Origin of the sequence: Dactylosporangium sp. CS-033363 (assembly GCF_050942475.1) — a bacterium.
Lineage (GTDB): Bacteria > Actinomycetota > Actinomycetes > Mycobacteriales > Micromonosporaceae > Dactylosporangium.
The window spans coordinates 7,163,994-7,178,041 of sequence record NZ_CP192032.1 but is presented as its reverse complement, the minus strand read 5'-3'; the positions used below and the strand labels follow the sequence as shown (position 1 = coordinate 7,178,041).

Here is a 14,048-nt window from a genome sequence, read left to right as displayed (position 1 = left end):
TACACAAACTATGGCTCATGCTCGGGGAGGTGCGCAAGACCCGGGGCGGTGGCATAGAGTCGGGGGCGTGGAATGGCTGCGGCGATGGCCGGTCTACCGGCAGCTCACCGGGCCCGACCCGACGGGCCGCGCCGAGGCCGTGCGCTCCGCGCGGACCGAGGCCGTCACCGCCCGCACCACCCAGGCCGACTCGGTCGCCCGGTCCGTCTGCCCCTACTGCGCCGTCGGCTGCGGCCAGAAGGTGTTCGTCAAGGACGGCAAGGTCATCCAGATCGAGGGCGACCCGGACAGCCCCATCTCGCGCGGGCGGCTGTGCCCCAAGGGCTCGGCCAGCAAGAGCCTGGTGACCAGCCCGCTGCGGGCGACGAAGGTGAAGTACCGGCGGCCCTACGGCACGCAGTGGGAGGAGCTCGAGCTCGGCACGGCGCTGGAGATGATCGCCGACCGGGTGGTGGCCGCGCGCGAGCAGACCTGGCAGGACGCCGACGAGCAGGGCCGGCCGCTCAACCGCACGCTCGGCATCGCGAGCCTCGGCGGGGCGACGCTGGACAACGAAGAGAACTACCTGATCAAGAAGCTGTTCACCGCGATCGGGGCGCTGCAGATCGAGAACCAGGCCCGCATTTGACACTCCGCCACCGTCCCCGGTCTGGGGACCAGTTTCGGTCGCGGCGGTGCCACGGGCTTCCAGCAGGACCTGGCCAACGCTGACTGCATCGTGATCCAGGGCTCGAACATGGCCGAGGCCCACCCGGTCGGCTTCCAGTGGGTGATGGAGGCCAAGGCCCGCGGGGCGAAGGTCATCCACATCGACCCCCGGTTCACGCGCACCAGCGCCGTCGCCGACCGCTTCGTGCCGATCCGCGCCGGGTCGGACATCGCGCTGCTCGGGGGTGTGGTCAACCACATCCTCAGCAACGAGCTGGACTTCCGGGAGTACGTCGTGGCGTACACGAACGCCGCCACGATCATCAACGAGGACTTCCGCGACACCGAGGACCTCGAGGGGCTGTTCTCCGGCTTCGACGCGGACAAGCAGGCGTACGACCCGTCGTCCTGGCGCTACGAGGGCCATGCCCGCACGTCCGAGCACGGTCAAGCCACCCGGGAGACCGCGGGCGGGATGCAGCACGAGTCGCACGGGCCGCCGATCCCGGCCGAGACCCGGCGCGACGAGACGCTGCAGCACCCGCGGTGCGTGTACCAGATCCTGAAGCGGCACTTCGCGCGGTACACCCCGGAGGTCGTGCGGGACGTGTGCGGGATCGCGCCCGAGGACTTCGCGGCCATCTGCGAGGCGTGGACGCAGAACTCGGGCCGCGAGCGGACGACCGCGCTGGTGTACTCGGTGGGCTGGACGCAGCACTCGGTCGGGGTGCAGTACATCCGCACCGGCGCGATCATCCAGCTCCTGCTGGGCAACATGGGCCGGCCCGGCGGCGGCATCATGGCCCTGCGCGGGCACGCCAGCATCCAGGGCTCGACCGACATCCCCACCCTGTTCAACCTGCTGCCGGGGTACCTGCCGATGCCCACCGCCGGCAAGCACGACACGTTCGACGCGTGGGTCGACGCGATCCGCCACCCCGGCCAGAAGGGCTTCTGGGGCAACGCGCGGGCGTTCGCGGTGAGCCTGCTCAAGGCGTACTTCGGCGACGCGGCGACGGCGCAGAACGACTACGGCTACGGGTACCTGCCCCGGATGACCGGCGACCACGGCACGTACCAGCAGGTCCTGTCCATGCTCGACGGGAAGGTCAAGGGGTACTTCCTGCTCGGCCAGAACCCCGCCGTCGGCTCCGCGCACGGCCGCGCCCAGCGCCTCGGCATGGCCCAGCTGGACTGGCTCGTGGTCCGCGACCTGTACGAGATCGAGAGCGCCACGTTCTGGCGGGACGCCCCCGAGATCGAGACCGGCGAGATCGTCACCGAGGAGTGCAAGACCGAGGTGTTCCTGCTGCCCGCCGCCTCCCACGTGGAGAAGGAGGGCACGTTCACCCAGACCCAGCGGCTGCTGCAGTGGCGGCACAAGGCCGTCGACCCGCCGGGCGACTGCCGCTCCGAGCTGTGGTTCTTCTACCACCTCGGGCGCATGGTCAAGTCCCGGCTGGCGGAGTCCACACTGGAGCGCGACCGGGCCGTGCGCGACCTGGCGTGGGACTACCCCACGCACGGTCCGCACGACGAGCCCTCGGCCGAGTCGGTACTGCGGGAGATCAACGGCTACGACACGTCCACCGGCGACGTGGTGTCGGGCTTCATGGACCTCAAGGACGACGGGTCCACCGCGTGCGGGTGCTGGATCTACTCCGGCGTCTTCGCGGGCGGCGTCAACGGGGCGGCGCGGCGTACACCCGCCTCGAAGGACGACCCGATCGGCCTGGAGTGGGGCTGGGCCTGGCCGATGAACCGCCGCATGCTCTACAACCGCGCCTCCGCCGACCCGCAGGGACGCCCCTGGAGCGCGCGCAAGGCCTACGTCTCCTGGGACGAGGCCAAGGGCGAGTGGACCGGCCCGGACGTCCCCGACTTCGAGAAGACCAAGCCGCCGTCGTACCGTCCTGAGCCCGGAACCGCCGGCCCGGCCGGCATCGCCGGGGACGACCCGTTCGTCATGCAGGGCGACGGCAAGGGCTGGCTGTTCGTGCCGAGCGGCCTCGTCGACGGGCCGCTGCCCACGCACTACGAGCCGGGCGAGTCGCCGGTGGAGAACCCGCTGTACAAGCAGCAGGCCAACCCGACCCGCAAGCGCTACCAGCGCTCCGAGAACCCGATGAACCCGGTGCGCAGCGAGGTCTTCCCGTTCGTGTTCACCACCAGCCGGCTCACCGAGCACCACACCGCCGGCGGGATGAGCCGCACCCTGGACTACCTCGCCGAGCTGCAGCCCGCGATGTTCCTGGAGGTGTCGCCGGCCCTGGCCGCCGAGCGCGGCCTGGAGCACATGGGGTGGGCGCACGTCATCACCAGCCGCTCGGCGGTCGAGGCGCGGGTCATGGTCACCGCGCGGCTGCGCCCGCTGCGCATCGACGGGCGGGCGGTGCATCAGGTGTGGCTGCCGTACCACTGGGGCGGTTCGGGCCTGACGACCGGCGACTCGGCGAACGACCTGATCGGCATCGTGCTGGACCCGAACGTGCTGATCCAGGAGAGCAAGGTCGGCACCTGCGACGTGCGGCCGGGCCGCCGCCCCCGCGGGCCCGCGCTGCGCGCCCTGGTCGAGGACTACAACCGGAGGGCGGGCCTGTGACCGTCGAGCGCATGGGCTTCTTCACCGACACCAGCGTCTGCATCGGCTGCAAGGCCTGCGAGGTGGCGTGCAAGGAGTGGAACGCGGTACCCGCCGACGGGCTCGACCTGCTCGGCCAGTCCTTCGACAACACCGGGCAGCTCGACGCGAACTCCTGGCGGCACGTGGCGTTCATCGAGCAGCCGGCGCCCGACGACTCCGGCGACATGCGGTGGCTGATGATGTCGGACGTGTGCAAGCACTGCACGCACGCCGCCTGCCTCGACGTGTGCCCGACCGGCGCCCTCATGCACACCGAGTTCGAGACGGTCATCGTGCAGTCCGACATCTGCAACGGCTGCGGGTACTGCGTGTCGGCCTGCCCGTACGGCGTGATCGACCGCCGCGAGGGCGACGGCCGGGCCTGGAAGTGCACCCTGTGCTACGACCGCATCGGCGACGGCCTGATGCCGGCCTGCGCGACCGCCTGCCCCACCCAGTCCATCCAGTACGGCCCGCTGGACGAGCTCCGCGAGCGCGCCGAGGCCCGGCTCGAGGCCCTCGACAAGCCGGAGGCCCGCCTCTACGGCCACGACCCGTCCGACGGCGTGGGCGGGCAGGGCGCGTTCTTCCTGCTGCTGGACGAGCCCGAGGTGTACGGCCTGCCGCCCGCCCCGGTCGCCACCACGCGTAACCTGCCAGGCATGTGGAAGCAAGCCGGCCTGGCCGCGCTGACCATGGCGGCGGCGGTCGCCGTCTCGTTCCTGGGCCGCCGCCCGTGAACGACCGGCGCCCGAAGCGCGAGCACGGCGGCGAGGACGTCCAGGTCCCGCGGGCCGACTTCCGCTCCTACTACGGCCGGCAGATCGTCAAGACCCCCGTCTGGCGCCACGACGTCCCCGCGTACCTGTTCACGGGTGGCCTCGCCGCCGGCAGCTCGCTGCTCGCGGCCGGCGCCGACCTGACCGGCCGCCCGAGGACCCGCCGCGCGGCCCGCCTGGCCGCGCTGGGGGCCCTCGGCGTGAGCACGTACTTCCTGATCAACGACCTCGGCCGCCCCGAGCGCTTCCACCACATGCTGCGGGTGGCCAAGCCGACCTCGCCGATGTCGATGGGCACCTGGATCCTCAGCGCCATCGGCGGCGCCGCGGGCCTGGCCGCCGTCACCGAGGCCCGCCCGCGCGGCCTCGCCGGCGCCGCCGGACGCGCGGCCGGTCTCGGCGCGGCCGCCCTCGCGCCGGCCCTGGCCACGTACACGGCGGTGCTGATCGCCGACACCGCCGCCCCGTCCTGGCACGCCGCCCGCGACGACCTCCCGTTCGCGTTCGCCGGCAGCGCCCTGGCCTCCGGCGCCGCCGTCGGCCTCATCGCCGCCCCGCCGTCCGAGGGCGGCCCGGCCCGGGCCCTCGCCGTCGGCGGCGTCGCCCTGGAACTCGCCGCGACCCACCGCATCGAGCACGGCCTGGGCCTGCTGAGCGAGCCGTACCGCACGGGCAGGGCCGGCCGCCTCCTGCGCGCCGCCCGCCGGCTCAACCTCGCGGGCGCGGCCGGTGCGCTGCTGGGCCGCCGCAGCCGGTTCCTCTCGGCGCTGTCGGGCGCGGCGCTGCTCGCCGGCTCACTCGCGACCCGCTTCGGCATCTTCGAGGCGGGCGTGGCGTCGACCCGCGACCCGAAGTACGTCGTCGAACCGCAGAAGGCCGCCGGTCAGCGCACGCGGAGCGTCGGACCGGCCGCCGGGACCAGCTCACCGACGACCGGGTAGCCCGGGATCTCCCCGGCGACCAGCAGCCCGCCCGAGGTCTGCGCGTCCGCGAGCAGCAGCAGCTCGTCCTCGGTGACCGAACCCGCGTCGAGATGCGGCCGCACCCAGTCGAGGTTGCGCCGCGTCCCGCCGCTCACGAACCCGTCCGCGAGGGCCTGCCGCGCCCCGTCGAGGTACGGCACCGCAGCCGAGTCGATCACCGCCGTCACGCCCGAGGCGCGGGCCAGCTTGTGCAGGTGGCCCAGCAGCCCGAACCCCGTCACGTCCGTGGCGCAGGTCGCCCCCGCGGCCAGGGCGGCCTCCGAGGCGTCCCGGTTGAGCGTGGCCATCGCCGCCACCGCGTGCGGGAACGGCTCGCCCGTGGCCTTGTGCCGGCTGTTGAGCACCCCGATCCCCAGCGGCTTGGTCAGCGTCAGCGGCACCCCCGCCACGCCGGCGTCGTTGCGCAGCAGGCGCGAAGGGTCGGCGAGCCCGGTGACCGCCATCCCGTACTTCGGCTCCGGATCGTCCACCGAGTGCCCGCCCGCGACGTGGCACGCGGCCGCACGGGCCACGTCGAGCCCGCCGCGCAGCACCTCCGCCGCCAGCTCCATCGGCAGCAGGTCGCGCGGCCAGGCGAGGAGGTTGACGGCGACGACCGGCCGCCCGCCCATCGCGTAGACGTCGGACAGCGCGTTCGCAGCGGCGATCCGCCCCCAGTCGTAGGCGTCGTCGACCACCGGGGTGAAGAAGTCGGCGGTGGCGACGATCGCCGTGCCGTCCGCGATCGTCACGACCGCCGCGTCGTCGCCGTCGTCGAGGCCGACCAGCAGCTCGCCGGGGCCCTGCGGGGCGCCGCCGCCCATGAGGCCCGCGACCACCGCCTCCAGCTCGCCGGGCGGGATCTTGCACGCACAGCCGCCGCCATGGGCGTAGCCGGTGAGCCGCGTCGTCGTCTGCGTCACGCCCACCACTCTATGCCCCCGCCGAGGCCGGGATTGTCAACGATCTGTGTCCTTCCCCAACAGCGATTCCGCCTTGGTACCCGATATTGTTGACAATCCCCGTCCGCCGTTGCGACACTTCCGCCGTGCCCGAGCTGTCCCCGCCGGCCCCCGCGGCGCTCGCCCGCGAGGCGTTGCGGGCGGCGATCCTGCGCGGCGAGTACCTGCCCGGCGAGCGCCTCGTCGAGGCCCAGCTGTGCGAGCGGTTCGCGGCCAGCCGGTTCACCGTCCGCGCCGCCCTGCAGGAGCTCGCCGGCGACGGCCTGGTCGAGATGCGCCGCAACAAGGGCGCCCACGTCCGCAAGGTCTCCATCGAGGAGGCGATCGAGATCAGCGAGGTCCGGATGGTCCTCGAGGGCCTGGTCGCCGCCCGCGCCGCCGTGCGGGTCAGCGACGGGCAGGCCAGCGAGCTCGACGAGGTGGCGCTGCTGATGCGCCGGGCGGTCGGGGCGGGGGAGTTCCACCGGTACAGCGACCTCAACCACCGCCTGCACGCGCTCATCCGCGAGATCGCCGGGCACCGCACCGCCGACGGCATCATCGCGACCCTGCGCGGCCAGCTGGTCCGCCACCAGTTCATGCTCTCGCTGCACCCCGGCCGCCCGCAGACCTCGCTGCCCCAGCACGAGCGGATCGTCGAGGCCATCCGCCGGCGCGACCCCAAGGCCGCCGAGGCCGCGATGCGCGAGCACATCGCGTCCGTCATCGACCACCTGCGAACCCTGGACGAGGTGCTGCCATGACCGTGATCGCGGTGCTCGGCCTGGGCGAGGCCGGCGGACGCTTCGCGGCCGATCTGGTCGCGGCCGGCGCGACCGTGCGCGGGTACGATCCGCGCGTCGCCGCGCCACAGGGAGTACACCAGGGGAAAACCGGCGCGGAGGCCTGCGCCGGCGCCGACCTGGTGCTCAGCGTCAACAGCGCCGCCGACGCGCTCGACGCGCTCGAACAGGGGCTGCCCGGCTGCGCCCCCGGGACCGTCTGGGCCGAGCTCAACACCGCCGCCCCCGCCGTCAAGGAGGCGGCCGAGCGGATCGCCGGCGCGCGGGCGGTCGTCGCCGACGTGGCGATCATGGCGCCGGTGCCGCCGAAGGGGCTCGGCACCGCGATGACCGCCAGCGGGCCGGGCGGGCGGCGGTTCGCGGACCTGCTCGGGCCGTTCGGCACGCCGATCGAGGTGCTCGACGGGCCGGTCGGCCTGGCCGCCACCCGCAAGCTGCTGCGCTCCGTGTTCTACAAGGGCCTGGCCGCCGCCGCGATCGAGGCCCTCGAAGCGGCCGAGGCGGCCGGCCTGCGCGACTGGCTGGCCGGCAACATCGCCGCCGAGCTGATCAAGGCCGACGCCGCCACCCTCGACCGGCTCGTGACCGGCTCGCGCACCCACGCGGTGCGCCGCGGCCACGAGATGCAGGCCGCCGCCGACCTCCTCGACGGGCTCGGCGTCCCGGCCCGCGTCGCCCGGGCCAGCCGCGACTGGCTCAAGGACCTGGAGGCATAGACCCCGGTTCCCGCTGGCCGGAAGCTTTCCGCGCCAACCGGCGACGATCTGGTCGGCGAGATTACCGTTCCGCCCAGGTTCGCCTCCGAAAGGCGGAAGTCCATGCGGAGCAAGGTTCTCGTCCCCGTCCTCGCCGCGCTCGCGGTCCTGACCGCCTGCGGCTCGGACGCCACCCCGGCCACGAGCCGGCCCGGCACGCCGGACAAGGTGAAGGTCGGCGTCATCCCGATCGTCGACGTCGCCCCCATCTACCTCGGCAAGGCCCAGGGCTTCTTCAGCAAGCGCAACATCGACCTCACCATGGAGCAGGCCCAGGGCGGCGCCGCGATCGTGCCGGGCGTCATCTCCGGGCAGTACCAGTTCGGCTTCAGCAACATCGTCTCGCTGCTCGTCGCCGGCCAGCAGAAGGTCCCGATCAAGGTGGTCGCCAACGGGGTCAACTCCACCGGCGACCCGGCCAAGGACTTCGGCCAGCTGATCGTCAAGGACCCGGCCATCAGGACGGCCAAGGACCTGGAGGGCAAGACGGTCGCGACGAACACCGTGAAGAACATCGTCGACACGTCGGTCAAGGAGATCGTGCGCAAGGCGGGCGGCGACCCGGCGAAGGTGAACTTCGTCGAGCTCGCGTTCCCCGACATGGGCGCGGCCCTGGACGCCGGGCGGGTGCAGGCGATGTTCGTCGTCGAGCCGTTCCTCGCCCCGGCCCTCGCGAAGGGCTGGCGCTCGCTCGGCGCCTACGCGGACGTCGACCCGAAGCTGTGCGTGGCCGCGTACTTCACCTCGACCCAGCTCACCGCCCAGAACCCGGACCTCGTCAAGCGGTTCACCGAGGCGATGCAGGAGTCCCTGGCCTACGCCGACGGGCACGCGGACGCGGTGCGGCAGACCGTCCCGACGTACACCCAGATCAAGGCCGACGCGGCGGGCGCCATGACGCTGCCGAAGTGGGCCGCCACCGTCGACACGGCGTCGGTGGGCAAGATGAACCAGCTGCTCGTCACCAACGGCGTGCTGAGCGCCCCGGTCGACACGACGAAGCTGCTGCCGTGATCAAGGGCGCGCTGGGTCTGGCGGGATTCGCCGTCCTCCTGGAGGTGCTGCCGCGGCTCGGACTCGTGCCGCGGCAGCACTTCCCGCCGTTCAGCGCCATGTGTACCGCCCTCGCCCGGCAGGCCGCCCGCCCCGCCTTCTGGAGCGCGGTCGCCGGCACCCTCGAGATCTGGTTCCTGGGCCTCGCGATCGCCGTGGTGGCCGGGATCGCGCTCGGCATCGGCATCGGCTCGGTCCCGGTCCTGCGGGCCGCGACCGCCTCCACCGTCGAGTTCCTGCGCCCCATCCCGTCGGTGGCGCTGCTGCCCCTGGCCGTCGTGCTGTTCAGCGCCCCGCTGCGCTCGATCCTGCTGCTCGTCGTCTACGCGAGCTTCTGGCAGGTGCTCATCCAGGTCCTGCACGGCGTGGCCGACGTCGACCCGGTGGCCCGCGAGACCGCCGACTCGTACCGGCTCAACCGCTGGCAGCGGGCCAGGCACCTGGTGTGGCCGACGGCGCTGCCGTACGCCATGACCGGGATCCGGCTGGCGACGGCCGTCGCGCTGGTCCTCACCGTCACCGGCGAGCTGTTCATCGGCGGCACCGACGGGCTCGGCGAGCAGCTGTCCCTGGCCCGCAACAGCGGCGACGACGGGGTGGCGGTCATGTACGCGCTCGTCATCGTGGCCGGGCTGCTCGGCGTGGCGGCGAACCTGGTCACCCGGCGCGCCGAGCGGGCGGTGCTGGCGTGGCATCCGTCGGTACGCCGGGAGGTCGCCCTGTGAAGCGGCTCCTGCTCGCCGTGGCGCTGCCGATCGTGCTGCTGGCCGCCTGGTGGTTCGCGAGCGCCGGCAGCACCGACTTCTACCAGCCGCCCCTGGAGACGATCGTGCGCGCGTTCCCGGACACGTGGACGCCGCACCGCCTGCGCGCCGACGTGCTGCCGAGCGTCCTGCGCCTGGTCGCCGGCTACGGCCTCGCGGTCGTCCTCGGCGTCGCGCTCGGGCTGGCGATCGGCGGCAGCCGGACCCTGCGGGCGGTGAGCGAGCCGGTGCTGGAGTTCCTGCGGGCGGTTCCGCCGCCGATGCTCGTGCCCGTGCTCATCCTGCTCGCCGGGTTCACCGACCGCACCAAGATCCTCGTGATCGTCTTCGGCGCGATCTGGCCGGTCCTGCTCAACACCGTCGAGGGCGTGCGCGGCGCGGACGAGGTGCTCGCCGACACCTGCCGCACCTACCGCATCCGGGGCGGCCTGCGGCTGCGCGCGTTCGTGCTGCGCGCGGCCAGCCCGCAGATCGTCGTCGGGGCCCGCCAGGCGCTGTCGATCGCGATCATCATGATGGTCATCGGCGAGCTGCTCGGCACCACGAACGGGCTCGGGTACGTGATCATCGACTTCCAGCGGACGTACCAGATCCCGCAGATGTGGAGCGGCGTGTTCGTCCTCGGCCTGCTCGGGGTGGCCCTCTCCGCGCTGTTCGCGCTGGCCGAGCGGCGCATCCTGCACTGGTACCACGGGAGGAACGCCCTTGCTCGACGTTGAGGCCCTCGCCAAGACCTACGACGGGCACGGCCGGCGGGTCGAGGCCCTGGCCGGCATCACGCTGCACGTCGGCGCCGGCGAGTTCGTGTGCGTCGTCGGCCCGTCCGGCTGCGGCAAGACCACGCTGCTGCGCTGCCTCGGCGGGCTGCTGGCGCCGACGTCCGGCTCGGTCCGGGTCGGCGGCGCCGAGGTCACCGGCCCGCCCGACGGCCTGGCCATCGTCTTCCAGGAGTACGGCCGCAGCCTCATGCCGTGGCTGCGCGTCGCCGACAACGTGGAGCTGCCGCTCAAGGCCAAGCGCCTGCCGAAGGCCGAGCGGCGTCGGCTCGTGGCCGACGCCCTGGACGCGGTGGGCCTGGCCGACGCCGGCCGCGCCTACCCGTGGCAGCTCTCCGGCGGCATGCAGCAGCGGGTCGCGATCGCCCGCGCCATCGCGTTCCAGCCGCGGGTGCTGCTCATGGACGAGCCGTTCGCCGCCGTCGACGCCCAGACCCGCGCCGACCTCGAGGACCTGGTCCGCTCGGTGTGGCGGGCGACGGGCGTGACGCTGCTGTTCGTCACCCACGACATCGACGAGTCGGTCTACCTGGGTCAGCGCGTGGTGATCCTCTCGGCGTCGCCGACCCGCGTGCTGGAGGACCTCCCGGTGGGCCTGCCGGCGGAGCGCGACCAGCTCACCACCCGCGCCGACCCGCGCTTCGTCGAGCTGCGCACGCACATCTACGGGCGGATCCGCTCACTCGCGCAGGGGAAACAGAATCGGGCTCAGCAGGTACTGTGACCGCCCCGGACCGGGCCCGTTCGCCATGTGCGGCACGATCCCGGCCCGCATGCCCTCGATCAGCGCCGCCCGCTCGTCGTCGGTGAGCCAGACCGCGTGCTGGCGGTAGCCGACCTGGTCGCGCGCCGGGTCGGCGGCGGGGTCGTCGAGGTACGCCTGGTACTCGGCCAGCAGCGCCGCCATCGACGCCGCGAACGCCCGCCGGTGCTCGTCCACCGTCGCCGAGGCCGCGCGCTCGGCGCTGACTGCCGCGCGCGCCGGCTGCAGCCGGTAGTGCCGCTCGACGAAGCCGCGCACCCGCTGCTGCCCCGCCTCCTCCAGGATGCCGGCGTCGGCGAGCAGGGCGACGTGGCGGTACACGGTGGCCTTGGAGGCGTCGGCGATCCGCTCGCACAACTGCTGCGTGGTCAGGCTGCGCCCGCCCGAGAGCGCGTGCACGATCCGCAGCCGCACCGGGTGGAGCAGAAGCTCGACGGGGTCCATTGGCTGATGTTCGCACACCTGATAATGTTCGCATCCATGAGAACAATGCCACGGGGAGCGCTCGTCGAGGCGGGCGGGCGGAAGATCGCGGTGTACCGGGCCGGGGCGGGCGCGCCGCCGGTCGTGCTGCTGCCGGGCGCGGGGCTGGTCGGCCTGGAGTACGACAACCTGCTGCGGGCGTTCGGCGAGCTGACCACGGCCGTCGCCTACGACCGGGCCGGCACCGGCTGGAGCGACGACATCGCGCTGCCCCGCACCGCCGCCGCCGTGGCCGGGGAGCTGCGCGCGGTGCTGCGCGCCGCGGACGTGGCCGGGCCCTACGTGCTCGCCGGGCACTCGATGGGCGCGGTGTATGCCCGCCGGTTCGCCCAGCTGTTCCCGGCCGACGTGGCCGGGCTGCTGTTCCTCGACCCCGGCCACGAGGACATCCTGCGCTTCATGCCGGCCGAGGTGGTCGCGCTCAACGAGGCGATGAAGCCCACCTGGGACGCGCTGCCGGAGCTGACCCCGGCGCAACTGGAGGCTTCCCGCGCCGCCCTGCTGCAGTTGTACGCCCAGTGGCCCGACGACGTCCGCTCGCCCCTCGTGGAGCACCGCCTCGAGCACTGGCGCACCGGCCTGGCCGAGGGGCGCAACCTGGAGGACGAGGTCTACGCCGAGCTGGCCGCGGGCGGGCCGCTGCCGGACGTGCCGCTGATCGTGCTGACGGCCGCCGACGAGAACCCGTTCTGGGTCCAGCACATGCCGCCGGAGCTGCTCGCGCGCGCCCACGCCGGGGTGCGCGACCTGCACGCGGCGATCGCGGCCTCGGTGCCGCGGGGCGAGCAGCGCTTCGTGCCGGGGGCCTCGCATCAGTACCTCCACGTGCAGCAGCCCGGGCCGGTCATCGCCGCGCTGCGCGACCTCCTGGAGGCTGTCCGGGGTACCGGTTAAACCGGTGTTCGGGTTAGGGTGTCCGGATGGCAGAACCCTTCCGCCTGGGTACCGGCCGCCTCTGTCTCGACTTCACCCGCACCCTGCGCCATCGCGGCACCGACCACGCGATCGAGGAGCTGCCCGACGGGCCGTCGCTGGCCGCGTGGGTCGGCCTGTGCGGGCCCGTCCTGCCGGCGCCGGGCAGCGTCGTCCCCGCCCCGATCGTCCGCGACGCGCAGCAGCTGCGCGAGGCCGTGTTCGCGCTCGTCGCCGCCGCCCGGACTCAGGGCGGCGCGGCGGCCGCGGGCGAGGAGCCGCGCGAGCGGGTCAACCAGGCCGCCTCGCGCTCGGTGCCGGTCCCGGCCCTGGGGGAGGGGGGCGAGCTGCGGTGGTACGCCAACGACGCCGTCACCGGCACCCTCGCGCTCATCGCCCGGGACGCGCTCGACCTGGTCACGTCCCCGGCGGTGGAGCGCATCCGGGAGTGCGCCGACCCGGCCTGCAACACGCTGTTCCTGGACCTGTCGCGGCCCGGGAGCCGGCGCTGGTGCTCGATGGAGAGCTGCGGCAACCGCGCCAAGAAGCAGCGCCGCCGGGTCGCCGTCTGAGTTACTCCGCGGGGACCGGGGCGGCCGGGTGGCGCCTGGCGGTGGCGACGAGCAGGACGAAGCCGAGCGCGCACAGGATCGCCGCGGACACGTACGCGTACCGGTAGCCCAGGTCGGCCGAGACCCCGAGCAGCGGCCCGGCCAGCAGCGCGGCGATCGGGAACGCGTTGCCCGCCAGGGTCGCCGCGCGGCCGGGCTCGCCGGGCAGGAGCTCCTGGACGTACGAGATGCCGAGCCCTTGGACGGCGGCGATGAAGGACGCGTTGAGGATCTGCAGCGCCGCGATCTGCCAGCTGTGGGTGACCAGCGCGACGAGCGCGTAGTAGACGACGCCGACCCCGGCCCCGAGGATGATCAGGCGGCGCAGGGGATAGCGGGTCGACAGCGCGCCGAAGCCCAGCATCAGCGGGATCTCCAGGGCGGCGCACAGGCCGAGGATCAGGCCCGCGTCGCGCAGCTGCGCGTGCAGGACATGGCTCAGGTACAGCGACATCGCCTGCACGTTCAGCACGCCCGCGGCCTGCATGACGGCGAACGCGGCCACCGTCGCCCAGACGATCAGTCCCGCTCGGCGCGCCGCGGGCCGCTCGGCGTGGGCCGGCGGCGAGACCTCGTCGAGGCGCAGGAACACCACGACGGCGCCGAGCAGGTACATGGCGGCGGAGGTGAGGTACAGCGTCCGGAAGCCGCCGACCTGCAGCAGCAGCGCGGCCACGGGCGGGCCGGCCACCCACGCGACCGAGAACACCATGCGCAGCGTGCTGATCGCCATCGCCGCGCGGGTCGAGCCGCGCTGGGAGAGCACCTCGCGGGCGTACGCGAACGACTGCGGGAACAGCGCCCCGCTCAGGGCCGTGAGCGTCATGGTGATGGCGAGCAGCAGCCAGTACTCCCGGATGAACGCGGTCGCGATCATCCCCGCGAACCCGGCCAGGGCGGCGGTGAGCAGCAGCCGGCGGCGGATCGGGCGCCGGTCGGAGAGCCGGCCCAGCAGCGTCGAGGACACCATCGAGGCGACCGGCCCGGCGACCAGGAACGCGCTGACCATGACCGGCTTGGCGTGCACCTCGGTGGTCAGGAACAGCGCCAGGAACGGCCCGACGACCGCGACCGACATGCCGACGAAGAAGAAGATGACGCCGAGCGGAATCAGCGCGCGCTGGGTGCTGCTGCTGGCCGGTGCCTCGGTACTAACGCCTGAAACCACGACCGCA

General features: G+C 73.4%; 14 protein-coding genes. 11 read left to right on the top strand and 3 right to left on the bottom strand.

Features of this window, described 5'->3' with window-relative positions; translation table 11 throughout:
* The first annotated feature begins 10 nt into the window (after nt 1-10).
* The 3 genes from fdh to nrfD are packed head-to-tail and all read left to right on the top strand — an operon-like array spanning nt 11 to nt 4,991.
* Nucleotides 11-3,250, top strand: a complete 3,240-nt coding sequence (fdh, locus tag ACQPZ4_RS33145) for a formate dehydrogenase (RefSeq protein WP_433044367.1) — start codon at nt 11-13, stop codon at nt 3,248-3,250.
* A gap of 11 nt (nt 3,251-3,261) precedes the next feature.
* Complete coding sequence (locus ACQPZ4_RS33140) at nt 3,262-4,011, top strand: 4Fe-4S dicluster domain-containing protein (RefSeq protein WP_433066752.1); 750 nt, start codon at nt 3,262-3,264, stop codon at nt 4,009-4,011.
* Nucleotides 4,008-4,991, top strand: a complete 984-nt coding sequence (gene nrfD, locus ACQPZ4_RS33135; RefSeq protein ID WP_433044364.1) for an NrfD/PsrC family molybdoenzyme membrane anchor subunit — start codon at nt 4,008-4,010, stop codon at nt 4,989-4,991. The genes ACQPZ4_RS33140 and nrfD overlap by 4 nt, the downstream gene beginning before the upstream one ends.
* Here nrfD and selD read toward each other — a convergent pair.
* Nucleotides 4,934-5,944 (bottom strand): selenide, water dikinase SelD, encoded by a 1,011-nt coding sequence (selD, locus tag ACQPZ4_RS33130; RefSeq protein ID WP_433044361.1) that lies wholly within the window; start codon nt 5,942-5,944, stop codon nt 4,934-4,936. The genes nrfD and selD overlap by 58 nt on opposite strands.
* 116 nt (nt 5,945-6,060) lie before the next feature.
* On the opposite strand from selD, the gene ACQPZ4_RS33125 reads away from it, so the two are divergent.
* The 6 genes from ACQPZ4_RS33125 (at nt 6,061) to ACQPZ4_RS33100 (ending at nt 10,828) form a co-directional block, all read left to right on the top strand.
* Nucleotides 6,061-6,717, top strand: coding sequence for a GntR family transcriptional regulator (locus ACQPZ4_RS33125; protein WP_433044358.1), 657 nt, complete (start codon nt 6,061-6,063; stop codon nt 6,715-6,717).
* Nucleotides 6,714-7,472 carry a DUF1932 domain-containing protein gene (locus ACQPZ4_RS33120; protein ID WP_433044355.1) on the top strand — a complete coding sequence of 253 codons (759 nt, stop codon included), beginning with the start codon at nt 6,714-6,716 and terminating at the stop codon, nt 7,470-7,472. The genes ACQPZ4_RS33125 and ACQPZ4_RS33120 overlap by 4 nt, the downstream gene beginning before the upstream one ends.
* Nucleotides 7,473-7,574: 102 nt before the next feature.
* Complete coding sequence (locus tag ACQPZ4_RS33115; RefSeq protein ID WP_433044352.1) at nt 7,575-8,525, top strand: ABC transporter substrate-binding protein; 951 nt, start codon at nt 7,575-7,577, stop codon at nt 8,523-8,525.
* Nucleotides 8,522-9,289 carry an ABC transporter permease gene (locus tag ACQPZ4_RS33110; protein WP_433044349.1) on the top strand — a complete coding sequence of 256 codons (768 nt, stop codon included), beginning with the start codon at nt 8,522-8,524 and terminating at the stop codon, nt 9,287-9,289. The genes ACQPZ4_RS33115 and ACQPZ4_RS33110 overlap by 4 nt, the downstream gene beginning before the upstream one ends.
* Nucleotides 9,286-10,047, top strand: coding sequence for an ABC transporter permease (locus ACQPZ4_RS33105; protein ID WP_433044346.1), 762 nt, complete (start codon nt 9,286-9,288; stop codon nt 10,045-10,047). Before ACQPZ4_RS33110 ends, ACQPZ4_RS33105 begins: the two co-directional genes overlap by 4 nt.
* The gene (locus ACQPZ4_RS33100) at nt 10,034-10,828 is read left to right on the top strand and encodes an ABC transporter ATP-binding protein (RefSeq protein WP_433044343.1); all 795 of its coding nucleotides are present in this window, start codon (nt 10,034-10,036) and stop codon (nt 10,826-10,828) included. The genes ACQPZ4_RS33105 and ACQPZ4_RS33100 overlap by 14 nt, the downstream gene beginning before the upstream one ends.
* On the opposite strand, the gene ACQPZ4_RS33095 is transcribed toward ACQPZ4_RS33100, so the two are convergent.
* Nucleotides 10,784-11,311 carry a helix-turn-helix domain-containing protein gene (locus ACQPZ4_RS33095; protein WP_433044336.1) on the bottom strand — a complete coding sequence of 176 codons (528 nt, stop codon included), beginning with the start codon at nt 11,309-11,311 and terminating at the stop codon, nt 10,784-10,786. The two genes, ACQPZ4_RS33100 and ACQPZ4_RS33095, sit on opposite strands and share 45 nt — an antisense overlap.
* Before the next feature lie 36 nt (nt 11,312-11,347).
* Here ACQPZ4_RS33095 and ACQPZ4_RS33090 point away from each other — a divergent pair, with 36 nt between their 5' ends.
* Nucleotides 11,348-12,244 (top strand): alpha/beta fold hydrolase, encoded by an 897-nt coding sequence (locus ACQPZ4_RS33090; RefSeq protein ID WP_433044333.1) that lies wholly within the window; start codon nt 11,348-11,350, stop codon nt 12,242-12,244.
* Nucleotides 12,245-12,270: 26 nt separating this feature from the next.
* Nucleotides 12,271-12,834: a CGNR zinc finger domain-containing protein gene (locus ACQPZ4_RS33085; RefSeq protein ID WP_433044330.1), complete on the top strand. Its 564-nt coding sequence runs from the start codon at nt 12,271-12,273 to the stop codon at nt 12,832-12,834.
* A 1-nt stretch (nt 12,835) separates the two neighbouring features.
* Here the strand turns inward: ACQPZ4_RS33085 and ACQPZ4_RS33080 are convergent, their stop codons facing one another.
* Nucleotides 12,836-14,041: a sugar efflux transporter gene (locus ACQPZ4_RS33080; RefSeq protein WP_433044327.1), complete on the bottom strand. Its 1,206-nt coding sequence runs from the start codon at nt 14,039-14,041 to the stop codon at nt 12,836-12,838.
* Between the last annotated feature and the right edge of the window lie 7 nt (nt 14,042-14,048).